Origin of the sequence: Sphaerotilus uruguayifluvii, assembly GCF_013294065.1 — a bacterium.
GTDB classification, from domain to species: Bacteria; Pseudomonadota; Gammaproteobacteria; order Burkholderiales; family Burkholderiaceae_C; genus Sphaerotilus; species Sphaerotilus uruguayifluvii.
Genome location: NZ_JABSNM010000005.1, coordinates 242,069 through 264,305 on the forward strand (window position 1 = coordinate 242,069; position 22,237 = coordinate 264,305).

General features: G+C 70.3%; 24 protein-coding genes and 1 pseudogene. 15 read left to right on the forward strand and 10 right to left on the reverse strand.

The window, feature by feature from the left end:
• Positions 1–122: 122 nt before the first annotated feature.
• Entirely contained in the window at positions 123–1,568 is a 1,446-nt protein-coding gene (locus HNQ01_RS08025) for an MBOAT family O-acyltransferase (protein WP_173804840.1), read from the forward strand.
• Positions 1,569–1,586: 18 nt separating this feature from the next.
• Positions 1,587–2,753, forward strand: a complete 1,167-nt coding sequence (locus tag HNQ01_RS08030; protein WP_173804841.1) for an SGNH/GDSL hydrolase family protein — start codon at positions 1,587–1,589, stop codon at positions 2,751–2,753.
• On the opposite strand, the gene HNQ01_RS08035 is transcribed toward HNQ01_RS08030, so the two are convergent.
• The 3 genes from HNQ01_RS08035 to HNQ01_RS08045 form a co-directional block, all read right to left on the reverse strand.
• Entirely contained in the window at positions 2,737–3,456 is a 720-nt protein-coding gene (locus tag HNQ01_RS08035) for a DUF599 domain-containing protein (protein WP_173804842.1), read from the reverse strand. The genes HNQ01_RS08030 and HNQ01_RS08035 overlap by 17 nt on opposite strands.
• Positions 3,457–3,509: 53 nt before the next feature.
• Entirely contained in the window at positions 3,510–4,070 is a 561-nt protein-coding gene (locus HNQ01_RS08040) for a flavodoxin family protein (protein WP_173804843.1), read from the reverse strand.
• 73 nt (positions 4,071–4,143) lie between these two features.
• Positions 4,144–4,857, reverse strand: coding sequence for a pirin family protein (locus tag HNQ01_RS08045; protein ID WP_173804844.1), 714 nt, complete (start codon positions 4,855–4,857; stop codon positions 4,144–4,146).
• Positions 4,858–4,969: 112 nt separating this feature from the next.
• Here HNQ01_RS08045 and HNQ01_RS08050 point away from each other — a divergent pair, with 112 nt between their 5' ends.
• The 3 genes from HNQ01_RS08050 to HNQ01_RS08060 all read left to right on the forward strand — a co-directional run bounded on the left by HNQ01_RS08050 (position 4,970) and on the right by HNQ01_RS08060 (position 7,296).
• Positions 4,970–5,938, forward strand: coding sequence for a LysR substrate-binding domain-containing protein (locus tag HNQ01_RS08050; protein WP_173804845.1), 969 nt, complete (start codon positions 4,970–4,972; stop codon positions 5,936–5,938).
• Positions 5,935–6,855, forward strand: coding sequence for a tRNA glutamyl-Q(34) synthetase GluQRS (gene gluQRS, locus HNQ01_RS08055; RefSeq protein WP_173804846.1), 921 nt, complete (start codon positions 5,935–5,937; stop codon positions 6,853–6,855). Before HNQ01_RS08050 ends, gluQRS begins: the two co-directional genes overlap by 4 nt.
• Positions 6,856–6,939: 84 nt before the next feature.
• Complete coding sequence (locus tag HNQ01_RS08060) at positions 6,940–7,296, forward strand: FKBP-type peptidyl-prolyl cis-trans isomerase (RefSeq protein WP_173804847.1); 357 nt, start codon at positions 6,940–6,942, stop codon at positions 7,294–7,296.
• A 96-nt stretch (positions 7,297–7,392) separates the two neighbouring features.
• Here HNQ01_RS08060 and HNQ01_RS08065 read toward each other — a convergent pair whose 3' ends face one another.
• The 5 genes from HNQ01_RS08065 to HNQ01_RS08085 form a co-directional block, all read right to left on the reverse strand.
• Complete coding sequence (locus HNQ01_RS08065) at positions 7,393–7,734, reverse strand: hypothetical protein (RefSeq protein WP_173804848.1); 342 nt, start codon at positions 7,732–7,734, stop codon at positions 7,393–7,395.
• Positions 7,724–8,188 (reverse strand): type II toxin-antitoxin system HicB family antitoxin, encoded by a 465-nt coding sequence (locus HNQ01_RS08070; RefSeq protein WP_173804849.1) that lies wholly within the window; start codon positions 8,186–8,188, stop codon positions 7,724–7,726. Before HNQ01_RS08070 ends, HNQ01_RS08065 begins: the two co-directional genes overlap by 11 nt.
• A gap of 30 nt (positions 8,189–8,218) precedes the next feature.
• Entirely contained in the window at positions 8,219–8,473 is a 255-nt protein-coding gene (locus HNQ01_RS08075; RefSeq protein WP_173804850.1) for a type II toxin-antitoxin system HicA family toxin, read from the reverse strand.
• A 60-nt stretch (positions 8,474–8,533) separates the two neighbouring features.
• A complete protein-coding gene (locus HNQ01_RS08080; RefSeq protein ID WP_173804851.1) occupies positions 8,534–12,151 on the reverse strand; it encodes a class I SAM-dependent DNA methyltransferase in 3,618 nt (1,205 codons plus the stop codon).
• 232 nt (positions 12,152–12,383) lie between these two features.
• The gene (locus tag HNQ01_RS08085; RefSeq protein ID WP_173804852.1) at positions 12,384–12,941 is read right to left on the reverse strand and encodes a protein phosphatase CheZ; all 558 of its coding nucleotides are present in this window, start codon (positions 12,939–12,941) and stop codon (positions 12,384–12,386) included.
• Between the two features lie 312 nt (positions 12,942–13,253).
• Between HNQ01_RS08085 and HNQ01_RS08090 the strand changes: the two genes are divergently transcribed.
• A complete protein-coding gene (locus tag HNQ01_RS08090; protein ID WP_173804853.1) occupies positions 13,254–14,489 on the forward strand; it encodes a glycosyltransferase in 1,236 nt (411 codons plus the stop codon).
• Positions 14,490–14,527: 38 nt separating this feature from the next.
• Here the strand turns inward: HNQ01_RS08090 and HNQ01_RS08095 are convergent, their stop codons facing one another.
• The gene (locus HNQ01_RS08095) at positions 14,528–14,746 is read right to left on the reverse strand and encodes an anti-sigma factor family protein (RefSeq protein ID WP_286180582.1); all 219 of its coding nucleotides are present in this window, start codon (positions 14,744–14,746) and stop codon (positions 14,528–14,530) included.
• Positions 14,747–14,780: 34 nt separating this feature from the next.
• A complete protein-coding gene (locus tag HNQ01_RS08100; RefSeq protein WP_173804854.1) occupies positions 14,781–15,350 on the reverse strand; it encodes a sigma-70 family RNA polymerase sigma factor in 570 nt (189 codons plus the stop codon).
• Positions 15,351–15,453: 103 nt separating this feature from the next.
• Between HNQ01_RS08100 and HNQ01_RS08105 the strand changes: the two genes are divergently transcribed.
• The 9 genes and pseudogenes from HNQ01_RS08105 to HNQ01_RS08145 all read left to right on the forward strand — a co-directional run.
• The gene (locus HNQ01_RS08105) at positions 15,454–15,735 is read left to right on the forward strand and encodes a BufA1 family periplasmic bufferin-type metallophore (protein ID WP_173804855.1); all 282 of its coding nucleotides are present in this window, start codon (positions 15,454–15,456) and stop codon (positions 15,733–15,735) included.
• Positions 15,736–15,760: 25 nt separating this feature from the next.
• Positions 15,761–16,675: an MbnB/TglH/ChrH family RiPP precursor modification enzyme gene (locus tag HNQ01_RS08110; RefSeq protein WP_173804856.1), complete on the forward strand. Its 915-nt coding sequence runs from the start codon at positions 15,761–15,763 to the stop codon at positions 16,673–16,675.
• Positions 16,672–17,547, forward strand: coding sequence for an HvfC/BufC N-terminal domain-containing protein (locus HNQ01_RS08115; RefSeq protein WP_173804857.1), 876 nt, complete (start codon positions 16,672–16,674; stop codon positions 17,545–17,547). Before HNQ01_RS08110 ends, HNQ01_RS08115 begins: the two co-directional genes overlap by 4 nt.
• Positions 17,534–18,007 (forward strand): DoxX family protein, encoded by a 474-nt coding sequence (locus tag HNQ01_RS08120; protein WP_173804858.1) that lies wholly within the window; start codon positions 17,534–17,536, stop codon positions 18,005–18,007. The genes HNQ01_RS08115 and HNQ01_RS08120 overlap by 14 nt, the downstream gene beginning before the upstream one ends.
• Positions 18,008–18,428: 421 nt before the next feature.
• Positions 18,429–18,860, forward strand: a pseudogene (locus tag HNQ01_RS08125) (preprotein translocase); the annotation flags it as partial.
• Between the two features lie 68 nt (positions 18,861–18,928).
• Positions 18,929–19,873 (forward strand): hypothetical protein, encoded by a 945-nt coding sequence (locus HNQ01_RS08130; protein ID WP_217427444.1) that lies wholly within the window; start codon positions 18,929–18,931, stop codon positions 19,871–19,873.
• A 90-nt stretch (positions 19,874–19,963) separates the two neighbouring features.
• Complete coding sequence (locus HNQ01_RS08135) at positions 19,964–20,242, forward strand: hypothetical protein (RefSeq protein WP_286180583.1); 279 nt, start codon at positions 19,964–19,966, stop codon at positions 20,240–20,242.
• The gene (locus HNQ01_RS08140) at positions 20,239–20,628 is read left to right on the forward strand and encodes a hypothetical protein (RefSeq protein ID WP_173804861.1); all 390 of its coding nucleotides are present in this window, start codon (positions 20,239–20,241) and stop codon (positions 20,626–20,628) included. The genes HNQ01_RS08135 and HNQ01_RS08140 overlap by 4 nt, the downstream gene beginning before the upstream one ends.
• 70 nt (positions 20,629–20,698) lie before the next feature.
• Positions 20,699–22,237 (forward strand): PriCT-2 domain-containing protein (locus HNQ01_RS08145; RefSeq protein ID WP_173804862.1); only part of this gene is annotated, 1,539 nt, incomplete at its 3' end.

Sequence of the window (22,237 nt, forward strand, 5' to 3'; positions counted from 1 at the left end):
CTTGTTGCAATTCGGCGGGGATCGGCGCCCGGCAGGGCGCCGCATGCAGTGAAGACGGGCACGGTGGCTTGCCGCCACCGGATCCCGCGGATCTCCGCCATCGTCCAGGGGGGATCCGTCACATGCTCTTCAACTCGGCAGAGTTCATCCTGCTGTTCCTGCCGCTGGTGCTCGTGGTCTACCACGCGCTGCCGCACCGCGGACAGAATGTCTTCCTCGTCATCGCCAGCTGCGTGTTCTACGCGAGCTGGGACTGGCGCTTCCTGCTGCCGCTGCTGTTCACCACCGGGGTCGACTACCAGATCTCGCTGAAGCTGGCCGAGTCGGTGCGCCGCGGCGAGCCCCAGGCGGTGCGCAGGCGCTGGATGCAGCTGAGCATCGCGCTGAACCTGGGTCTGCTGGCCTTCTTCAAGTACGCCAACTTCTTCGCCCAGTCGGCGGTCGACGCCGGCCGGCTGCTCGGGCTGGACTGGTCGCTGCCGGTGATGGAGATCGTGCTGCCGGTGGCGATCTCGTTCTACACCTTCCAGGCGATGTCCTACACCATCGACGTCTACCGCGGCGAGCTGCATCCCTGCGACTCGTTCTGGGACTTCTTCCTGGCGGTGCTGTATTTCCCGCATCTGGTGGCCGGTCCGATCCAGCGCGCCTCGACGCTGCTGCCGCAGGTGATCCGCCCGCGCACGATGCAGCGCGACGTGGTGATCGAGGGCCTGCACCTGATGCTGTGGGGCTACTTCAAGAAGGTCTACATCGCCGACAACCTGACGCCCTGGGTCGACGCGGCCTTCCGCACCGGCGTCACGCCCGACACCGCGACGGTGGCGACCGGCGTGCTGGCCTTCACCTTCCAGATCTACTGCGACTTCTCGGGCTACACCGACATCGCGCGCGGCGTGGCGCGGCTGATGGGCTTCGAGTTCGCGCTGAACTTCCGCCTGCCGTACTTCGCGACCAACCCGTCGGACTTCTGGCGGCGCTGGCACATCAGCCTGTCGAGCTGGCTGGCCGACTACCTGTACAAGCCGCTGGGCGGCAACCGCGGCTCGCGCTGGATGACCTGCCGCAACCTGATGATCACGATGCTGCTGGGCGGCCTGTGGCACGGCGCGGCGTGGAACTTCGTGCTCTGGGGCTTCTACCACGGCCTGATCCTGGTGCTGCACCGCCTGGCGCAGCCGGCGCTCGAGCGCATCGGCCGCCGCTTCGAGGCGCTGCCGGGCGTGTGGCTGACGATCCGCATCGCGGCGATGTTCCTGATGACCTGCTACGGCTGGCTGCTGTTCCGCGCCACCTCGCTGGAGCAGATCGGCGCGATGACGCATCTGCTGCTGGTGCCGCAGGGCGGCTTCGACTGGGCGCCGCTGGGCGAGGTGATGAAGCTGGTCGCGCCGCTGCTGCTGGTGCAGTGGGTGCAGTGGCGCACCGGCGACCTGTACTTCACCCGCCAGCTCTGGAGCGGCCGCGGCGCGGGCGCGCCGCTGCGGGTGGCCGGCTACGCGGTCATGGCCTACCTGTGCCTGTTCCTGGGCGGCCAGCCGCAGTCCTTCGCCTACTTCCAGTTCTGATCCGTCCCGGAGCCCGCCATGATGAAGACCCTGTTCCGTCGCCGGCCGGTCCGCTGGGCCGCCTACACGCTGCTGGCGCTGCTGACGCTCGAATGCTGCTCGCGCCTGGAGGACCGCATTCGGCAGCAGGCGCCGCTGGACCGGCCGCACACCATCGATTCCGTCTTCCATGACGGGCCGGACGGCCGCCACGGCCGGCCGGGCGCGCACTTCGCCAAGTGGTCGATGAACTCGCTGGGCTACCGCAGCCCCGAGCCGCGGCCCGACAGCAGCGTGCGCGTGCTGACCTTCGGCGCGTCGGAGACCTTCGGCCTGTACGAGAGCGCCGGGCAGGAGTACCCGCGCCAGCTCGAGCGCGAGCTGCAGCGCCGCGGCCTCGAGCGCGCCGAGGTGATCAACGTCGCGCTGCCGGGCATGCGCATCGGCCACGCCGACTACCTGCGCGAGGCGATCGCGCGGCTGCGGCCGCAGTGGGTGCTGCTCTACCCGTCGCCGGCGAACTACATCGGCGCCGAGGCCCCGCTGTGCCACGAGGGCGCCATCGCGCGGCCGGTGCGCATGACGCCGCCGCCGGAGCAGTTCGAGCCGCCGCCGCCGCGCGCGCACCTGCGCCTGGCCGGCAAGGTCGAGCAGGTCGTCAAGCCGCTGCTGCCGCTGAGGATGACGGTGGCGATGAAGCGCCTGTCGATCCGCCGTGCCGAGGCCGGCGGCGAGGTCATGGACCGTCTGCCCGAGCCGATGATGGGCCATTTCCTGGCCGACCTGTCCTGCACCGCGCGGGTGGTCGAGTCGATGGGCGCGCGGCCGCTGCTGGTGACGCACGCGACCGTCTTCGGCCCCGGCTTCGAGCGCGGCGACGGGCTGATGCTGACGAACTGGCGCTCCTTCTATCCGGAGCTGCGCGAGGACGGCTTCCTCGACATGGAGCGCCGTGCCGCCGAGGGCGTGCGGGCGCTGGCGCGCACGCGCCAGCTGCCGCTGGCCGATGCCTCGGCGCAGCTGCCCGGCGGGACGGAGAACTTCGCCGACTTCGTGCACTTCACCGACGCCGGTGCGGCGCAGATGGCCCGGCTGGTGGCCGACACGCTGCTGCAGGCCGGCGGCCCGCAGGCGACGCGGCCGCAGCTGACCGCGGCGGTCGGGCCGCTGCCCGGCCTGCCCGATCCGCTCACACGGGTTCGTTGAGCAGCTTCACCACCTCGGAGTGGAACTCGCGGCGGTAGAGCACCCAGATCACCGCCGCCGTGCCCACGACCATCGCCAGCGGCGACAGGAACCACAGCACCGCCGCGAAGCTCATGTAGACCGCGCGCAGCCCGTCGTTGAAGGTCTCGGCGCCCAGCGCCATCACGCGGCCGGCCCGGCTGGCGTAGCGCTGGCGCAGCTGTGCGTCGCTGGCGTTCTCGAAGTCGCGGTGCGAGGGCGCCGCGCCGATCAGCAGCGCGCCGAAGCTGTACTGGCGCATCGACCAGGTGAAGCGGAAGAAGGCGTGCACGAAGATGCCGGTCAGCACCAGCAGCTTCAGGTCGAGCACCAGCATCGAGGTGCGTGCGGCGAAGGGCAGGTCGTGCACCATCTCGGCCGTCTTGTCGGTGGAGCCGATCGCGGCGACCAGGCCGCCGATGATGAAGATGGTGGTCGAGGCGAAGAAGCTCGGGCTCGAGGCCATGCTCTGCGACACCGCCGCATCGACGATGCGGTTGTCGCGGAAGGTGGTCTGCAGCATCCAGTCCTGGCGGATGCGGTTGGTGCTGGCCAGCACCGAGGGTCGGCGCACCGCACGCGCCTTGGCGAACTTCACGTAGCCGATCCAGCCGGCAAAGAACACCCCCAGCGCCAGCCAGTCGGCCAGCGGCAGCACCTGAATCACTCGCAGCAGGAAGTCCATGCCGCGACTGTAGCGGCTGGCGCCGCCCCGGGTGGCCGCCGCCGGCCGGCCGATCAGGCCAGACGGGCCGCGACGGCCGCCACGCGGGCGCCGAAGGCGCGCGCGGTGGCCAGGTCGCCCGGCACCATCTCGTCGACGCTGGCGTCCGACGGGGTGGCGGTCATCAGGCCGGCGGACATGCCCAGGTTGTTCAGGTCGTCGCGGGTCGAGGCCTTGGTGTTGGCGGGCATCATGCCGGCGCCCACCCACAGCATGCCGTGCTGCATCGCCAGCGTGGTCAGGTAGGACATCGTGGTGTGCTTGTCGCCGTACAGCGAGGCCGAGTTGGTGAAGCCCGCGGCCAGCTTGTCCTGCCACTTGCGGGTGAACCAGGCCTTGCTCGAGGCGTCGGCGAACTTCTTGAACTGCCAGCTCACCATGCCCATGTAGGTCGGCGAGCCGAACACGATGGCATCGGCGGCGTCGAGCTGCTCCCAGCCGCCCTCGGGCAGGTTGCCCTCGGCGTCGATGGCCAGCAGGCTCGCGCCCGCGCCGGCACCCTCGGCGACGGCGGCGGCGACCTTGGCGGTGTGGCCGTAGCCGCTGTGATGGACGATGACGATCTTCTTGCTCATGGCAGGGTTCCTCTCGGTGGAAGGTGAACGGGGGAGGGAGAACGTGAACGGGGACGGGATCGGGGCGCGCGCGTCAGGGCTGGAGCTCGAACACCAGCACCTCGGCGTCCTCGCCGTCGTGCAGCGCCAGCGCGCTCTCGTCGCTGATGGCCAGCGCGTCGCCGGCGCGCATCGGCTGGCCGGCGACCGTCAGCCGGCCGCGCGCCAGATGCACATAGGCCTTGCGGGACGGATCGAGCTTCAGCTCGGCGCGCTCGGCCGGGCCGTCGAAGCGGCCGATGTGCAGCCGCACGTCGGCGTTGAGCACGACGGCTGCCTGCGCGGCCTCGGCGCTGCCGACCGGGGCGCCGACCAGGTGCAGCCGGCCGCGCAGCTCGGCGTCGTCGATCGTGTGCTGGTCGTAGCTCGGCGGCAGTCCGGCCTGGCTGGGCAGCATCCAGATCTGCAGCAGGTGCGCGACCTCGATGCCGTGGTTCATCTCGCTGTGGCGCACGCCGGTGCCGGCGCTCATGCGCTGGGCCTCGCCGGGGCGGATGGTCGCGCCGTTGCCCAGGCTGTCGCGGTGGCTGAGCTCGCCGCCGAGCATCCAGGTGAAGATCTCCATGTCGCGGTGGCCGTGCATGCCGAAGCCGCGGTGGCCGGCGACCCAGTCCTCGTTGATGACGCGCAGATTTCCCCAGCCCATGCGGTTCGGGTCGAAGTAGTCGGCGAAGGAGAAGCTGTGATAGCTCTCCAGCCAGCCGTGGTGGGCGTGGCCGCGTTCGGCGGAGGGGCGGAGCTGGATCATGGCGGACTCTCTTTCTGAGCCGTCATGGTGGACCGTCCTCCGCCGCGGCAGGTGGCATGGCGATGATGGCATCATTCAAATTGATTGAATTGAACTTCCGGGAGCCCTCCCCATGCCCGACCGCCGCCGCGCCCTGACGCCCGACGCCCTCGAGATGATGGACACCATCGCCCGCACCGGCAGCTTCGCCGCGGCCGCACGCGAGCTCGGCAAGGTGCCCTCGGCGCTGACCTACGGCGTGCGCCAGCTCGAGGAGTCGCTCGACGTGCTGCTGTTCGACCGCAGCTCGCGCCAGGCGCAGCTCACCGCCGCGGGCGAGGAGCTGCTGCGCGAGGGCCGGCGGCTGCTGCAGCAGATCGACGCGGTGGCCAACCGGGTGCAGCGGGTGGCCACCGGCTGGGAGACGACGCTGGCGATCGCGGTCGACACCATCATCGCGCCGCGCGCGATCTTCGACCTGACCGCCGCGTTCTACGCGCTGAACTGCTCCGATGGGCCGCAGGCCGGGCCGCCGCCGACGCGGCTGCGCATCCGCAGCGAGGTGCTGGCCGGCACGCAGGAGGCGCTGCTGAGCGGGCAGTGCGATCTGGCCATCGGCGTGCAGCCGCTGCCGCAGCAGGCCGAGCGGCTGCACTGCGCGCCGCTGGGCACGATCGAGATGCTGCTGGCGGTCGCGCCGCACCATCCGCTGGCGGGCATCGACCGGCCGGTCTCGCAGGAAGAGATCGCGCACCACCGCGTCGTCGCGATCGCCGACACCGCGCAGCGCATGGACCGGCGCACCAGCGGCATCAGTCCCGGCCAGGACGTGCTGACCGTGCCCTCGCTGGCGGCCAAGCTGGAGGCGCAGATCCGCGGCCTGGGCTGCGGCCGGCTGCCCGAGCCGCTGCTGCGCGCGCATGTCGAGGCCGGCCGGCTGGTGGTGCTGCAGGTGGAGGGGCCGCCGACGCAGGTCGAGCTGCACTACGCCTGGCGCGGCGGCCCGGGCCAGGGCCGGGCGCTGGGCTGGTGGCTGGAGCAGCTCGGCAGCGAGGTCACGCGCCGGGCGCTGCTGGAGCAGCACGCGGGGCTGATCCTGTGAGCGCACGCCCCGATCCGCCCTATGTCGGCCGCTTCGCGCCGTCGCCGACCGGCTGGCTGCATGCCGGCTCGATGGTCGCGGCGCTGGCCTCGTGGCTGGACGCGCGCGCGCACGGCGGGCGCTGGCTGGTGCGCATCGAGGATGTCGACGGCCCGCGCTGCATCGCCGGCGCCGAGGACGCGATCCTGCGCCAGCTCGCCGACTGCGGCCTGCATCCGGACGCGCCGCCCGTGCGCCAGTCCGATCGCGGCGCGCTGTACGCGCAGGCGCTGGAGCGGCTGCACGCGGCCGGCCGGGCCTATGGCTGCCGCTGCACCCGGCGCGAGATCGCGCAGGCGCTGCAGGCGCGTGGCCTGGGCCGCGAGCGCCACGGCGATCTGGTCTATCCCGGCACCTGCCGGCCCGGCGGGCCGCAGCCGGTGCCCTGGCCCGAGGCGAGGGCGGTGCGGCTGCTGACCTGCGCGGCCGACGGCAGCGACACCGTCATCGACTGGACGGACCGCCGGCTCGGGGCCCAGCGCCAGAACGTCAGCCGGGAGGTCGGCGACTTCGTGCTGCGCCGCGCCGACGGGCTGTGGGCCTACCAGCTCGCGGTGGTGGTCGACGATGCGGCGCAGGGCGTGACCGACATCGTCCGCGGCGAGGATCTGGCCGACAACACGCCGCGCCAGATCCTGCTGCGCCGCCATCTCGGCCTGCCGCAGCCGCGCCATCTGCACACGCCGCTGGTGCTGGCTGCCGACGGCCAGAAGCTCTCGAAGCAGAACGGCGCCGCGCCGGTCGACACCGGCCGGCCGGCCGAGGCGCTCGCCGCGGCCGCACGGGCGCTCGGTCTGGACCTGGCCGAGGGCCTGAGCGCCGACGCGGTGCGCGCCGAGGCACTTCGGCAGTGGTCCCGGAGGCTGGAGCAGGAGTGATGCGGATGCGGCCGGCCGCGGCTGGTGGCATCATCGCGGCCTTTTCTATCAGTTCTCCCCTTCACACAAGAAAGGCCGATCTCCATGATCACCACCGCTTCGGGTCTGCAGTACGAAGACACCGTCGAAGGCAGCGGCGAGCTTGCCGTCGCCGGACGCCAGGTCAGCGTCCACTACACCGGCTGGCTGCACGATCCGGCGCAGCCGAACGGCCGCGGCCGCAAGTTCGACTCCAGCAAGGACCGCGGCCAGCCCTTCCGCTTCGGCCTGGGCGCCGGCATGGTCATCCAGGGCTGGGACGAGGGCGTGCAGGGCATGAAGGTCGGCGGCACCCGCGTGCTGGTGATCCCGCCCAACCTGGGCTATGGCGCCCGCGGCGCCGGCGGCGTCATCCCGCCGAACGCGACGCTGGTGTTCGAGGTGGATTTCCTCGGGTACTGATCGGCCGGTGCTTTGCGACGGGTCGGGCTTGCCCGTCCGTCTGGACGCATGAATGACAAGCGCCCCGTCGTCGCGGGGCGCTTGTCATTCGGGCGCTTACGTCGTTGGTTTCCGCCGTGTCTTTGGCGGTACAGGCGCGGGGGGGCGGCTTGGATTGATCTGTGCGGCATCCACGCTGTTGGGGCCGGCCGTCGGCACCTTGATCAGTCCGACACCGGTCAGGCCGACCATCAGTCCTGGGGACAGCTCGTTCAAGGAGGGGCCGACCGGACCTGTTCCGATGCTGAAATGCGTCATCAGGTCATACAGGCCGTCGTGAAGGTCAAGGTGGTGCACGAGCAACTCGGTCAGTTGCCGGATGCTCAGCGAGGGTTCCATGGGCACAGGCTGCTCGGGTGCACCGCCTGTTGCGGTGGCGATGGGCGTGTCAGTGGGCATGGTGGACTCCCAGCGATTGCCAGGTGGGCGTGACGGCCACCGAGGTCGTCACGGTGCGGGTGGACTCCGGGGATTCGTCGAACGTCACGCGCACGTTGTGGCTGTGCCGGACCTCTTGGCCCGGGTTGACATAGGCCTCAAGCGCACGGCCGACCACCTCGTTGAGCGAGACGCCATCGCGGCAGGCGCGCACGGACGCGGCGCGGTGCAGCGCCGGGGTGATGCGCACGTTGAACTGGCCCTTGAGGGGCTTCTGCGCTTCCTTGCCGACCAGCTCGCAGGTCTCGATGTAGTCGTCGACGGCCGCCTCGAATTCCTGCTGGAGGGCGGCAGGTGACTCAGCCTCGTAGGTCACCAGGTCGTCGATGAAGAGGATGCGACCGCGGCAGACCTGGCGCTCCATGTCCATGTCGGCGGTGCCTTCGTAGCCTTTGTAGGGACGGGTCGTGGCCATGTGGATTCTCCTTGGGCAATCAGCAGTCGATCAGATGTGGCCGTGAGTCCGGAGGTGCTCGACGACATCGGCCACGCATCCCTTGTCCACCGTCGGGGCCGGATGGGGTTCGTGGCAGATGATCAGCGCCTTGGTCTTCGGATTGAAGAACTTGCGCCGCGAGCCGCTGTTCGTGAGCATCTGGTAGCCCAGATGTTCCAGCACACCCTTGAGTTCCTGCCACTTGATGTCGGACGGTGTGGGCTTGGCACACAGTCGATCCAGCGCTTTCTGTTGCCTTGACATGTGATTTTAGGCGTTTGATGGGCAGTGTAACTGGAAAGTAGTCACATCCTCAGCATCTGTTCAGGCGCCCCCGCGCCACGCGCCGGCCCCGTCTCGGCTGGCCCGGCCCAGCACGGCCAGCGTCTCCAGGATCTGCGGCAGGCGCTTCTTCCAGGGGCCGCGGCCGGTGAAGCGTGCGGCCAGCGCGTCGAGGTCGAGCGGCTGGGCGCTGGTGGCCAGGGTGTCGGCGACCGCGCGCATCTGCTCGGGCAGGTCGGCCGGCCAGGGCTGGCGGGTGGCCGGGGCGGCGGTGGCGGTGGCGGTGGCGGTGGCCGCGGGGGCGCTGTCCTCGTCGGTGTCGGGGGCTGCGGCGTCGGCAGGAGTTGCGGCGCTGCCGCCGACCAGCTCGATGTCGGCCTGGGTCGCGGGGGTGGCCGGGGCGGCGTGGCGCCGGGCCGGATCCTGGAACTCGGGGCGCAGCCAGCGGATGGTGCCGCGGGCTTCCTCGGCGGCGCGGCGGGTGTTGAGATCGACCAGGCGCTCCAGCAGCCGCTCGGTCCAGGCCTGTCGCGCCTCGTCGTCCGACCAGGGCACGGGGCCGAGGTCCTGCCAGCCGTAGGCCTCCAGCACGGCGGCGTCGAGGTCGTCGTGCAGGGTGCGCAGCACGCCGACCAGCGCCTGTTCGTGCAGCGCCTTGTCCTTGGCGTTCAGCGGCTCCTCGCGGCGCAGCTTGTCCAGCACGTTGTACATGCCGGTGAGCGTCACGGACTCGTGGGCGGCCTGGCGGGCCTTGCGGTGCGCGTCGATCTGCTCGGCCAGCGTGCGGATGCGCTCGGCCACCGGGGCAGTCAGGCCGGTGTCGTCGGCGGGGAAAGGGAACGTCTCGAAGCAGCGCGTCTTGTTGTAGCGCGGGTCGTTGCCTACGCCGAGACGCCCGCCAGCCGCCAGTGCCCAGTCGACATGTGTCTGACTGGACAGTATTCCGAGGTTGAGTGCGTCCGCCGTGCTGAAAGTGACCAGCGTGCTGTCTGGTGCGATGGTTTGGGGGATGAAGGCGAATGCCCGATGTTTTGCTGTTTCGACGGTGGCGATATAGCGCGGCAGACCTTGGACGGCCTGTCTGAACTGCTGCCGAGGGTGTCCGATGACCCACCACAGCTTCTGGAAAGTGGCATTCCGGTTCTGATCGCGCTCGGGCTTTGCCCGCGTCAGCAGGTGCTGATAAGCGGCAGGAAAACGCGCCCGAACCTCGTCCGACTCAAGTCCGAAGAAGTCGATGACCCACACGCCACGCGGCCGCGAAGTGAAGTCGCGTCCGTTCAGATACGGCCGGATGTGTTTGTCCAACCCGCTGACCGATCCCAGTCCCAGCCCGCGGGCCGTGGTCTCGTCGATCTGGAAGGCTGCGCCGATGGTCTTCATGCCGACCGAGCACAGGTCGAGGTTGGCACGCAGCGGTCGCGCGCCCGCGACATCGGCGCCGACGCGCAGATCCGCCCCGATCCGGCCGGCGCGCTCGCTCAGCCGCTCGACCAGATCCTCGCCGTCGCCGGTCTCGTCACGTTCGGCCAGCACCTCGCGCAGCATGCCGGGGCGGTCGCTCCGTTCGGCCACGGTCATGGCGATGCGCACGGCCGCGCCGTCGCCGCTGTCCACCCATGGATGATCGGGAATCGCCATGACCAGGGACAGCGCATTCTCGCCGCTCAGGTGCGGCTCGACGGCGCGGCGGACATACGCCTGCCGCAGGCTGTTCGAGGTGATCAGGCCGAAACGCTGCACCTCTCCCGCACGGGTCAGCAGGGCGGCCTTGTGCCACCAGCGCACGACGAAATCGGTGGACTCGGGAATGTCCGGCCAGACCGACTGCAGCGCGTCGACATAACCGTCACCCAGCGCGTGACGCATCCGCTTCGAGCCGATGAACGGCGGATTGCCCACGATGAAATCCGCCTGCGGCCACTGCGCCTGACGCGGATTCAGGTAGCGCCATTCCGGGACACGCGCGGTGTCGTCGGGCACCTTTTCTCCCGTCACCGGATGCACCTTGGTCGTCTTGCCATCCCAGCGCGTGATCGGCCTCCCATCCGCATCCGTCGCCAGCTCCTGCCGGTCATAGGCCAGCACCGCATCCCGGCACGCGATGTTGCCGTAGTCATGCACCACCGGCTCGGCGACGCTCTTCTCGCCGCCGGTGCGGATCTGCCACTGCAGCCAGCCGATCCACAGCACCAGCTCGGCCAGCGCCGCCGCGCGCGGGTTCAGCTCGATGCCGAGCATCTGGCGCAGCGTCACCGTGCCGCCCTCCATCCCGAGCTGCCCCTGTGTCGACTCGCCCAGCGCCTCCAGCCGGTCGAGCACCTCGCCCTCCAGCCGCTTCAGGTGCTCCAGCGTCACGTACAGGAAATTGCCGCTGCCGCAGGCCGGATCGAGCACCCGCACATGGCACAGCCGGTGATGGAAGCGCCGCAGCTCGGCGCGCGCCTCGGCCAGCTTGTCCTCGCGCTTCCTGCCGTCGAGCGCGTCGGCCTCGCCCGCCAGCACCAGCGCCGCGCCCAGCGCGTGCTGCCACTCGGCGCGCAGCGGCTCGATCACCGTCGGCATCACCAGCCGCTCCACATACGCCCGCGGCGTGTAGTGCGCCCCCAGCGCGTGGCGCTCGCCCGGATCGAGCGCGCGCTCCAGCAGCGTGCCGAAGATCGCCGGCTCCACCTCGCGCCAGTTCGCCTGTGCCGCGCGCAGCAGGCCGTCGATCTGCGCGGTCGTCAGCGGCAGCACATAGCCCGGCTGCCCGGCGCCCTTGAACAGCTTGCCGTTGAAGCGCATCAGGTCCTGCGCCAGCACCGGGCTGAAGCCGCCACTGTCCATCGTCGCCCACAGCGCCTGCAGCATCTTGCCCAGCCGCGGCGGCTCGTCACGCCAGCGCGTCAGCAGCCCGACGAAGGCGCCCCGCCCGTCGTCGTCGCGCGGCAGCAGCCCGACATCCTCCGCGAACATCGAGAACAGGCAGCGCGTCAGGAAGGCGGCGACCTGCTCGGCCGGATGCCCGGCCTGCTCCAGGCTGCGCGCCAGCTCCGCCAGCTCGGCCGACACCGCCCGCGTCACCCGCGCGCTGACGCGCGACGGGTCGAGCGACATCGGATCGAGCCACAGCGCGCGCAGCCGCTCGCGGATCTCCGGGCGGTGCAGGTCGTCGAGCCGGATGCGGTGCGTGCGCACGTCGGGGTAGGGCGTGTAGGCACCGCCCGAGCGGCTGAACTCGGCGTACAGCTCGATGACATGGCCGACATCGACCACCGCGATGAAGGGCGGGCGCCCCTCGGCGGCGGGCAGCGCACGCACATAGCCCTCGGCCTGCGACAGCGCCTGCAGCAGCGCGTTGTCGAAGCTCTTGCGCGTGCGCCCGGTCGTGGCCGCCTGCGCGCCCGGATCGAGCTTCTTCGACTCCAGCACGAAGCAGCCGCGGCGATAGCAGTCGATGCGCCGCGCACTGCTCGTGCCGTCGCCATGCATCAGCGTCAGCGGGCGCTCGAACATGTAGTCCTGCTCGGCGGTCGCGTGCGGGCGCGGCACGCCGAGCAGCTCGCACAGCTCGATGGTGAAGCTCTGTGCCGTCGACAGCTCCGAGGCGGTCGAGCCGCGCCAGCGGGTGACGAAGGCCTCGATGTCGGTCGCGGGCAGAGCGGTGCTGCTGTTCATTCTGTCTCCCTGATGATCATGTCGGTCGGCTGCCTGCCAGCGATCGACAGCGCGGGGATCATAGGGAGCGTGGATCCAGGGAGGCTTCGTGCTGACCGGCCATCGATACAGCCGGTTTCAGTTTGTGGCCTTCAGCGCCTCGGACCGTGAAAAAACAGACGCCAGCCACCCCGAAGGGTGACTGGCGCAAAGGTCGGAGACGACAGGAGAAAACGGTACGGGAGAGGGCGCCTCAGAAGCCGAGCGAGGCGAGCAGGTCGTCCACGTCGTCCTGCTTCATCGCCTTGTCGGGGGTCTGCGGTCCCTCGAGCTTGGCCGGAGTCTCGATCTTCGGCGCCGGCGTGTGATGCACCAGCAGCTCCAGCAGCTGCTTCTCGGTGCGCGAGATGATCTTGATGACCTTGTTGATCACCTGGCCGGACAGGTCCTGGAAGTCCTGCGCCATCATGATGTCGTTGAGCGCGTCCTGCTGGAGGCTGGCCACCTCGACCGAGCGCTCGGCGAAGGCCTTGAGCTGGTCGGGCGGCGGATCGGCCGCCAGCAGCGCGCGCCCTTCCTCCAGCAGCGAGCTGCATTCGGGCTTGGCCATGTCGACCAGCGTCAGCACGCGGTCGGCCGCCTGCTCGGTCATCGCGCCGACATAGGCGAGCCGCTCGCGGGCGTCCGGGATTTCCTGGGTGACCTCGTGAAGCACGGCGTCGTATCCCAGGGTCTGCAGGGCATCGTGAAGCTGTCTGACGATGCCGCCGAGTTGCTGGCGGGTGTCGTCGGGCATCAGGTTCTGGCTCATTCGGAATCGACTCCTCGTGTGCACGTCTGAGGTGCGGCCTGGCGTGGCGCGAGGCTGCGGGCGTGGTTGCGCCGGGCCGGCATGGGCAGGTTGTCGGACGGCAGGGCGGGCAACTTGAGCGACAGCATCGTGACGGGCCGCAGTCGGGGGGGATCCGTGTCGGATGCCACCGATCGGGGACCTTCGGCACGTCATGGCGCGCCAAAGGTACCGAGGGTGCCCCGCACAATGCCCGCGCCGGACGAGGCGCGGGCTGCATGACATTTCGCCCGCCCTCCTGCGGTCTGTCTGGATCAAAAGAGGGGGAAATCGATGCGTTTTCTTTTCCTGCACCCGGTCTTTCCGGGGCAGTTCCACAGGATCATGGCCGCGCTGGCCCGCGATCCGGCCCACGAGGTGGTGCATTGCTCGCGCGAGTCGGCGCAGGCCGGCATCCCGGGCGTGAAGCGGGTGCGCTACAAGGTGCCCGACGCGCCGGGCGAGGGCGCGGCCACGCATGCCTTCGCGCTGCGCACCGAGCAGGCGGTGCGCCACGGCCTGGCGGTGCTCGAGGCGGTCCGCGCGCTCCAGGGCCAGGGCTTCGTGCCCGACCTGATCTGCGGCTACGCCGGCTGGGGCCCGACGCTGTTCATGAAGGACATCCACCCGAAGGTGCCGCTGCTGGGCTACTTCGAGTGGTTCATGAACCCGACCGGCTCGGAGTACAACTTCGACCCGGCCCATCCGCTGGCCTTCGAGGCACAGCTGGCGCTGCGCACCAGCAACGCGCCGATGCTGCTGGACCTGCAGGCCTGCGACCGCGGCGTCACGCCGACGTTCTGGCAGAAGCGACAGTTCCCGGCCGGGCTGCGCGATCGGCTCGACGTGCTGCACGACGGCGTCGACACCGCGCGCTTCTGCCCGGCGCCGGAGCCTGCCGGCCTGAGCCTGCCCGGGCTGGAACTGCCGCCCGGCACCGAGATCGTGACCTATGCGACCCGCGGCATGGAGCCCTTCCGCGGCTTTCCGGAGTTCATGCGCGCGCTGCCCCTGCTGCAGCGGCGCCGTCCGCACTGCCATGCCGTCATTCTCGGCACCGAGGAGGTCTACTACTCGCGCGCGCCGCAGGGCGCCCGCAGCTACAAGGAGCTGCTGCTGCGCGAGCTTGACGGACAGATCGACCTGTCCCGGGTGCATTTCGCCGGCTGGTGCGGCGACGAGGCCTACCGCGCGACGCTGCGGGCCGCGTCCGCGCATGTCTACCTGAGCTACCCCTACGTGCTGTCGTGGTCGCTGCTGGAGGCGATGGCCAGCGGCTGCGCCGTCGTCGGTTCGCGCACCGCACCGGTCGAGGAGGTGATCGCGGACGGCGAGAACGGCTGGCTGGTGGATTTCCTCGACCATGAGGCCCTGGCCGACCGGATCGAGCAGGTGCTGTGCGGCGGCGCCGAAGTCGCCCGGGTGCGCGCCGAGGCGCGCCGCACGGTGCTCGAGCGCTATGACCTGGCCCGGCTGCTGCCGCGCCATCTGGCGATGATGGGCCGGCTGGCGGGGCGCTCGCTCGTCTGAGGGCGGCACGGCGCGACGTGACCCTCGACCGGGGCGGATCAGTCCTGCCGCCCGCTCTCCTCGGGTTCAGCATGGCGGCGCCAGCTGCCCATGGCCTCGCGCATCAGCTCGACCTGCCGGCCGAAGCGGGCGCAGCCGGTGCACATCCGCCAGTGCAGCCGAACCCGGGCACGCTCGAGCGGCTGGAGCTGGCGATCCTCGCCCTCGAGCACCAGGCGGGTGGTTTCCTTGCAGTCGGGCAGCAGCATCTTGCGCATGGGGGAGGTCCGTCAGGAAAGAGGGAAGGGGCGCTCAGCGCCCGGCCGCTGGCGCGAACCAGTGGATCTGCAGGCACTCGCGCAGCCGCAGCCGCGCGCGGTGCAGCAGCACGAACAGATGGGTCGCGCTGACGCCGGTTTCCTTGCAGATCTCCTCGGTGTCGAGCTCCAGCCACTCGCGCATCATGAAGATGCGGCCCTGCTGGCCGGGCAGGCGCTCGATGCAGGCGTCGAGCACCGCCAGGAACTGGCGTTGCTGCAGCGCCGGCCCGGGCTGGCCCCAGTCTGCGGGCATCTCTCGCCAGTGGCCGTCCGGGCGGAAGAGCAGCTCGTCGAGATCCTGCGACTCGTCCGCCGCGTCGTGTGCCGGCAGGGCGAACTCGCGGCGATGGCGGCGGATCTGGTCGATGACCTTGTGCTTGAGGATGCCCACCAGCCAGGTCTTGAGCTGCGATCCGCCCCTGAAGGCCTGCGGCCGCTCCAGCGCCGCCAGCACCGTCTCGGACACAGCATCCTCCGCCCAGGCGTCCTGGCGCAGCTGGTGACGGGCATAGCGCAGCAGCTCGGGGCGCAGGGCCTGGACCTGGGTGGCGAAGTCGCTCATCGAAGGGGCGCCGAAAAAAAGATGCGCGCAGTGTAAGGACCGTCGGGCCTGACGCGACAGAGCAGGGTCGATCTCGACATTCCACCCTTCCAAGGAGTCCTTCATGAGCATCACCACCCGCCTGATCCTGTCGTCCGCCCTGGCCTCCGTGATGGCCGCCGGCCTGGTCGCACCCGCCGCGGCGCAGTCCAAGGAAAAGTGCTTCGGCATTGCCCAGGCCGGTCAGAACGACTGCGCCAATCTCTCCGGCACCCATTCCTGCGCCGGGCAGAGCAAGGTCGACAACGGGGCCGACGAATGGAAGTATGTCGCCAAGGGTACCTGCAAGGACCTCAAGGGCATGACCGCCGACGAGGCTCGGGCCGCGATGGCGATGAAGAAGTAAGTCGTCCCGCGCTGCCTGCTGCACCATGCGACCGCCTGCCTTCGCCCCTGCGCTTGTCCCGGCTGCCGGCATCGGCCTGCGTGCCCCGCATCTTGCCGAGGTGCGTGCGCGTCAGCCTGAGCTCGGCTTTCTCGAAGTCCACAGCGAGAATTTCTTCGCCGAGGGTGGCGCGGCGCGTGCCGCGCTGCTGGGCCTGCGCGCCGAGCATGCGATCAGCCTGCACGGCGTCGGGCTGTCGCTGGGCAGCGCCACCGGGCTGGACACCGAGCATCTGGAGTGCCTGGCCGCGCTGGTGGCGGCGGTCGAGCCGGTGCGGGTGTCGGACCACGCCAGCTTCGCCCGGGTCGATCCGGGGTGTGGCCGGCCGGTCTGGCATGGCGCGGACCTGCTGCCGGTGGCCTTCACGCCGGGATCGCTGGCGGTGATGGTCGCCAATGTGCAGCGGGTGCAGGAGCGGCTCGGCCGGCGGCTGCTGGTCGAGAACCTGAGCGCCAGTCTGGCCTGGGCCGACGACACGATGGCCGAGGCCGACTTTCTTGCGGAACTCGCGCGGCGCAGTGGCTGCGGCCTGCTGCTCGATGTCAACAATCTGGTGGTCAACGCGCTGAACGCGCAGCCGGCGGGCACGCCGGCTGCAGCGGCCGATGCCGAGGCCGGCCGGCGTGCCTGCGCCTGGATCGACCGCCTGGCCGCCGCCGCCCCGGCCGGTGCAGTCGGCGAGATCCACCTGGCCGGCTACACGGTGGCCGGCGACGGCCTGGTCGTCGACGATCACGGCAGCCGCGTGCATGCGCCGGTCTGGCCGGTCTATCGCCATGCGGTCCGGCGCTTCGGTGCGGTGCCGACGCTGATCGAATGGGACACCGATCTGCCTGCGCTCGATGTGCTGCTCGACGAGGCGGCGTGTGCGCAGGCCGCGATGAGCGAGGTGCTGGCATGAACCGGCTGGCCGACGACGAGGCGATCCGCCACGAGCAGCTGCGTCAGCAGCTGCTGATGGACGCACTGCGCCGGCGTGATGGGCAAGGCGTGGCCGGCTGGCTGCGGCCGCTGGCGCGCGCGAGCGTCGCACGCGGGCTGGTCGCCTATGCCGCCAATGCGGACGAGCATGCCGCGCGGGCACTGGCGGCTCGCTATCCGACGGTGCAGGCGCTGCTCGGTGCCGACACCTTCGCGCAGGTCGCGGCGCGCCACTGGCGCGAGGCACCGCCGTCCTGCGCCGATCTGGCGTGCTGGGGCGAGCGGCTGCCGGCGGCGCTGGCCGATGACGAGCGGCTGGCCGATCTGCCGTATCTGGCCGAGGTCGCCCGGCTGGATGACGCGGTGGCGCAGGCCGCGGCGGCGGCCGACGCCGACGTGCCCCGGCCCGATACGCTGCTGCGTCTGGCCGACACCGACGCGCAGCAGCTGGTGCTGCGTGCCGCACCTGGGCTGGCGCTGCTGGAGGGGGGGCATCCTGCCGGCTCGATCTGGCGTGCGCACCATGAGCCGGCGGAGCGCGACCGGACCGAGGCCTTTGCCGAGGCCCGCGCGGCGCTGGCCGAAGGCCGTGGCGAGACGGTGGTCGTCTGGCGCCAGGGCTGGGCGGTGCGGGTGGCGGGCGCGATGCCGGAGGTGGCCTGTTTCATCCGGCGGGCGCTGCTCGAGGCCCGGCCGCTGGCCGAGGCGCTGGAAGGCGCCGGCGAGACCTTCGACTTCGTCGCCTGGCTGGCGCCGGCAGTGAGGGATGGCCTGGTGCTGCGGCTCGACGCGTGCCGTGGCGGATCTGCCGAACTTTCGAACCGATGGAGTGATCGAGATGATCCGACCTGATGCCTTGTTGCCCGCGCCGCTGCGGCGCGCCCATGCGGCCTTCGTCAGGCTGGCCGAGGCGCTTCAGCCGCTGGCGCAGCTTGCTGCGCGGCTGTTCGTCGCGCAGGCGTTCTTTCTGGCCGGCCTGACCAAGCTGCGCGACTGGGAGACGACACTGCTGCTGTTCACCGAGGAATACCGGGTGCCGCTGCTCTCGCCCTCGGTCGCTGCGGTGCTGGGCACGACCGGCGAGGTGCTGCTGCCGGGGCTGCTGGTGCTTGGGCTGGGCGGTCGGGTGGCGGCGCTGGGGCTGTCGGTGGTGAATGTCGTGGCGGTGCTGAGCGTGCCGGAGATGCCCGAGCCGGCCTTCATGCTGCATGTGTTCTGGGGCAGCCTGCTGGCCGGGCTGGTGCTGTGGGGGCCGGGGCGCTGGTCGGCGGACGCCAGGCTGGCCTGCGCCCGCTCTCGGGGCCGAGGGTGAAGCACCAAGAAAAAAGCCCAAGTGAATCAATCACTTGGGCTTCTGTCTGGCGGAGAAGGAGGGATTCGAACCCTCGATACGGGGGTACCGTATACCGGATTTCGAGTCCGGTCAGGATGGCCTTCAAGGGGGTTCATCGCTGTTGACTTTGACGGCGTTCACCATAGGAATCAACAACTTAGGCGGCTATCTCTGTTGAGGGGTGTTCATCGGTATGCAAGAATTGCTCTTACATCGGCCGTTACATCGGCTGAGGATGTAAGAGGGGTGCATGGCGAAGGTTTCGTTCACGGCGGGCAGGGTGTCGGGCTTCAAGTGCCCGGCCGGCAAGACTCAGGCGTTCCTGTGGGACGCGAACACGCCCGGCCTTGGCTTGCGCGCCACGCCGGCTGGCCGCCCCGCCTACGTGTTCCAGAGCGTGTTTCAGGGCAAGACCATCCGCGACAAGGTGGAGGGCGAGCGGGTCATCCCGCTGACGCCGCATGTCTGGCGCCTTCTGGCCGCACTGCCGCGCCGTGGTGCCTTCGTCTTCGCGGGTGAGCGGGGGGACATCATGGCCCGGCCGCACCGCTTCCACGACGCCGCGTGCAGCGTGGCCGGCCTGGAGGGGTTGACGCTCCACGGGCTGCGCCGGAGCTTCAAGAGCCTGAGCGAGTGGCAGGACATCCCGGCCGGAGTCGTGGCGCAGTTGATGGGCCACAAGCCAAGCGCGACCGCGGAGCGGCACTACACCGTCCGGCCGCTTGACCTGCTGCGGGTCCATCACGAGCGCCTGGAGGCGTGGATTCTGGAGCAGGCCGGCTTGCCGGTGCCCAGCGCCAGCGAGGAGCCTGCCCGCCTGCGCGCAGTCTGAGTTTCTGCCACGGATAGGCCGGCCAGCCGAAGAGCGGGACACCTTCACCCGCCTGCCGTGGCACCCCGATGAAGGGCACCGGAAGGGGTGCGATGGCTCAAGAGATGATACGCGCGCTGCTGGCCGACAAGGAACGGCGCAGGCAGGAGGAGATTCGTGCTCAGGCTGAAGAGGCAGCACACGAAGCGAGGTTGGTGGCTATGGTGAGGCTGGTCAGCGACCTTGAAAAGCTTGTCATCAATCTAGGCTCTGGCTTGGCCGCTCGCTCCACTGAGCCGCCGAAGGCCGACGGCTTGACGTTCGGTCGTGACGTTCTCGATTCCATCGTCCGCGACGACATGGGGTTGCTTTGTTGTGGTCAAGATTCGAGCCCGCTGGTCATTCGTCAAGATGGGATTTACTTGAATGGCGAGGCCGCCAACGAATTGGGTGGTCCTTGGCACCACCCGCACGGAAAAGCAAAGCCGGTCTTGCCGTTCCCGTTCACGTTGGAGCAGTTCCGCAGCTTCTGCCAATGGCACCTGGTGTTCGAGTGGGAAGCCATCGAGGCGCCATTCATGAACGACGACGGAACATTGGATGAGCGCGCGTTGGGCGAACTGGAGGGCCGCAACCAGGTGGCGGCGCGGCTCGTTCGCCTCATCCTGACAAAGGACGCTTCTGCACAAGGCGCCGCCGATGAGATGCCCGGCATCAGCGGCACACCAGCGGAGTCATCCTTGCCTCAGCATGCCGTCGAACCGCTCGCAGCAGCATCCAGCGCGAGCCCTGCGGCTGCGGGGCTTCCTGAGGCCGTGCCGGAGCGCAACGCAAGACGGCTGCGCGAGTTCGAGGAGCTGGGCGGGGAGGCGCAGGTGTCCGGCGGCGTGGCTACCCTTGTCGGTAGGCGCGGAGCCCTGCAAGAACTGGTAGACCGCGAACGAGCGGCAGGCCGGCCGCGCAGCGACCGCAGTGACATCAGCAAAGCGTTGAAGGCAGAAGCCCTGCGCCGTCACAAATTCCAGTCCGGCTGAAATGGGGACTCCCCGGATGAATTGGGGAGGTTGACCGAGGAGGCTCCCCAATCAACAAATTAAGCATCGTTCCAAAACGGAAAGCGAACGATGCACATCGAAACTACCGCCGCACTGGCTCCGAAGAAGACCCTGGGCCGCCGCCCTCGCACCACGCCGCGCACCTTCACGCCGCTGGCGCTGGAAACCCGGACTCACGTTGACACCGAGACGGCCGCGCATCACCTGAGCCTGTCCATGCAGACCCTGCGCTGCTGGGCGATGCGCGAGAACGGCCGCATCCGCCCGCACCGCATCCCGGGCCGCCTGGGTCTGCTGTGGCCTGTGGCCGATATCCGCCGCCTGCTGGGCGTGGAGGGCGTGCAATGAAGAAGCGCCCGACCCCCCCGAAGGGAAAGCCGAGCGCCGAGGCAGGCCGCAAGGATACCGCACCCGAGAACCAAGGCGACCTGTTCGGCGCCATTCCTGAGCCGCTGCGCACGCTGCCGCCTGCGGGCACGCAGCCGCGCCGAGTCCTGGCGCTGCTGGCCGAAGGCGAGCGCCCCGACCATGCCGATTGGTACCACGAGACCGGCTCATGGCGCTTGGCTGCGCACGTTGGCCGGCTGGTGCATGAATTCGGCTGGCCGGTGCAATCGACTGAGGTGTTGGCGCCGAGCCGGGCGTGCCCTGGCCGGACCATTGCCCGTTATTGGCTCAAGCAGGACGACGTGCAGCGCGCCCGCGTGGCGCTGCGCTGGGAGGGCCAGCCGTGAGCGCCCGCCTGTCCTGTGCGCTGCTGCGCGCTGCTGGCGCTGTGGCGGCCCTGGCCGGGGTGCTGACGTGATGGTCGGCGCCTACACGGTTGACGAGGCGCGCGATGCGCTGCGGTACTGCGACCCGCACCAGCCGCGCCATGAGTGGGTGCGACTGCTGGCCGCAGCGAAGGACGCCGGCCTGAGCTTCGAGGACGTGCGCGACTGGTCGGCGACCGCGCCGAACTTCAAGAACGACCGCGACGTGTCCGCCGCCTGGCGCAGCATCAGCCCCGGCCCCGTCAAGGCCGGCACTCTGTTCCACGAGGCCCGCGCCGCCGGCTGGCAGCCCCGCCAGCGCGACGAAAGCGCCCGGCCTGCCCCGCGTGCCGTCAGGCCTGCCGCGCGCGCTGTGGAGCCTACCAAGCCGCCGCCGCGCTGGTCGGCTGCCGAGGTATGGGAGGAGGCAGAGCCGGCGACTGCGGCGCATCCCTACATCGCACGCAAGAACGGGTCGCCCGAAGGGCTGCGGGTCTGCACGCTGCCGGTGCGCATCGGTGGCGCGGACATGGCCGGCGCGCTGCTGGTGCCGGTCCGCGGCCCGGCCGGCGAACTGGTGAGCCTACAGTTCATCCCGGCCGACGGTCCGAAGATGAACCTTCCGGGGCACCCGATGAAGGGCGCCCACATCGTCGGCGAGCTGCTGCCGGCCGGGCCGGTCTACGTGGTCGAGGGCATCGGGCAGGCGTGGGCGTGCTGGCAGGCGACCGGCCGGGCCGCCGTGGTGTCGTTCGGCTGGGGCCGGGTGCGCGCCGTGGCTGCTGACCTGCTGGCCGGCAACCCGGGGTTGCGCCTGGTGCTGGTCCCTGACTCCGGCAAGGAAGGCGAGGCCCGCGACATCGCTGCCGAGCTGGGCTGTCTGGTGGCGCCCATGCCGGAAGGCTTGCCGGCGAACTTCGATGCCAACGACTACGCCACCGAGCACGGCACCGACGACCTGGCCGAGCTGCTGGATAGTGCAGAGGCCCCGACGCTGCCCGAGCCTGCGCCGGCCCCGTCAGGCCCGCTGACAGAGCGCCCCGCAGCCGACTGGCTCGACGCCCGTGACGGCACCGAGGACACCCGGGCGCTGACCGAGCACGGGAACGCGCTGCGCCTGTTCGATGCCTACGGCGACCGCCTGCGGCACCTGCCTGACCGGAAATCCTGGCTGCTGTGGGATGGTGGCCGCTGGGTGCTGTCCGATGGCGGCGCCGTGCGTGCGCTGGCCGCGCAACTGCCGGATGCCATCTACCGCGAAGGCGCCCGCCACAGCCGGGACGGCCAGCACTTCGCCCGCTGGGCGCGCAAGAGCCAAGAGGCCCGCACCATCGGGGCCGCAGTGCAGATGCTGGGTGACATGCCGCCGGTACGGCTGCATGCGGATGACCTGGACGCCGACCCGATGCTGTGCGGTCTGGACGGTGGCCGGAAGGTGCTCGACCTGCGCACGGGCCGCGTTCGCCCGGCTGTGCAGGCCGACCACATCACCCGTTCCCTGCGCGTGGCCGACATCGGCGAGGCATCGAGGGCGACACGCTGGCAGCAGTTCATCCGCGAGGTGACCTGCGAGGACGCCGAGCTGGCCGAC

Coding starts and splice junctions, on each gene's coding strand:
- HNQ01_RS08025 (WP_173804840.1), top strand. CDS start 123: ATGCTCTTCAACTCGGCAGAGTTCATCCTGCTGTTCCTGCCGCTGGTG.
- HNQ01_RS08030 (WP_173804841.1), top strand. CDS start 1,587: ATGATGAAGACCCTGTTCCGTCGCCGGCCGGTCCGCTGGGCCGCCTAC.
- HNQ01_RS08035 (WP_173804842.1), bottom strand. CDS start 3,456: ATGGACTTCCTGCTGCGAGTGATTCAGGTGCTGCCGCTGGCCGACTGG.
- HNQ01_RS08040 (WP_173804843.1), bottom strand. CDS start 4,070: ATGAGCAAGAAGATCGTCATCGTCCATCACAGCGGCTACGGCCACACC.
- HNQ01_RS08045 (WP_173804844.1), bottom strand. CDS start 4,857: ATGATCCAGCTCCGCCCCTCCGCCGAACGCGGCCACGCCCACCACGGC.
- HNQ01_RS08050 (WP_173804845.1), top strand. CDS start 4,970: ATGCCCGACCGCCGCCGCGCCCTGACGCCCGACGCCCTCGAGATGATG.
- HNQ01_RS08060 (WP_173804847.1), top strand. CDS start 6,940: ATGATCACCACCGCTTCGGGTCTGCAGTACGAAGACACCGTCGAAGGC.
- HNQ01_RS08065 (WP_173804848.1), bottom strand. CDS start 7,734: ATGCCCACTGACACGCCCATCGCCACCGCAACAGGCGGTGCACCCGAG.
- HNQ01_RS08070 (WP_173804849.1), bottom strand. CDS start 8,188: ATGGCCACGACCCGTCCCTACAAAGGCTACGAAGGCACCGCCGACATG.
- HNQ01_RS08075 (WP_173804850.1), bottom strand. CDS start 8,473: ATGTCAAGGCAACAGAAAGCGCTGGATCGACTGTGTGCCAAGCCCACA.
- HNQ01_RS08080 (WP_173804851.1), bottom strand. CDS start 12,151: ATGAACAGCAGCACCGCTCTGCCCGCGACCGACATCGAGGCCTTCGTC.
- HNQ01_RS08085 (WP_173804852.1), bottom strand. CDS start 12,941: ATGAGCCAGAACCTGATGCCCGACGACACCCGCCAGCAACTCGGCGGC.
- HNQ01_RS08090 (WP_173804853.1), top strand. CDS start 13,254: ATGCGTTTTCTTTTCCTGCACCCGGTCTTTCCGGGGCAGTTCCACAGG.
- HNQ01_RS08095 (WP_286180582.1), bottom strand. CDS start 14,746: ATGCGCAAGATGCTGCTGCCCGACTGCAAGGAAACCACCCGCCTGGTG.
- HNQ01_RS08100 (WP_173804854.1), bottom strand. CDS start 15,350: ATGAGCGACTTCGCCACCCAGGTCCAGGCCCTGCGCCCCGAGCTGCTG.
- HNQ01_RS08105 (WP_173804855.1), top strand. CDS start 15,454: ATGAGCATCACCACCCGCCTGATCCTGTCGTCCGCCCTGGCCTCCGTG.
- HNQ01_RS08110 (WP_173804856.1), top strand. CDS start 15,761: ATGCGACCGCCTGCCTTCGCCCCTGCGCTTGTCCCGGCTGCCGGCATC.
- HNQ01_RS08115 (WP_173804857.1), top strand. CDS start 16,672: ATGAACCGGCTGGCCGACGACGAGGCGATCCGCCACGAGCAGCTGCGT.
- HNQ01_RS08120 (WP_173804858.1), top strand. CDS start 17,534: ATGATCCGACCTGATGCCTTGTTGCCCGCGCCGCTGCGGCGCGCCCAT.
- HNQ01_RS08130 (WP_217427444.1), top strand. CDS start 18,929: ATGAAGGGCACCGGAAGGGGTGCGATGGCTCAAGAGATGATACGCGCG.
- HNQ01_RS08135 (WP_286180583.1), top strand. CDS start 19,964: ATGCACATCGAAACTACCGCCGCACTGGCTCCGAAGAAGACCCTGGGC.
- HNQ01_RS08140 (WP_173804861.1), top strand. CDS start 20,239: ATGAAGAAGCGCCCGACCCCCCCGAAGGGAAAGCCGAGCGCCGAGGCA.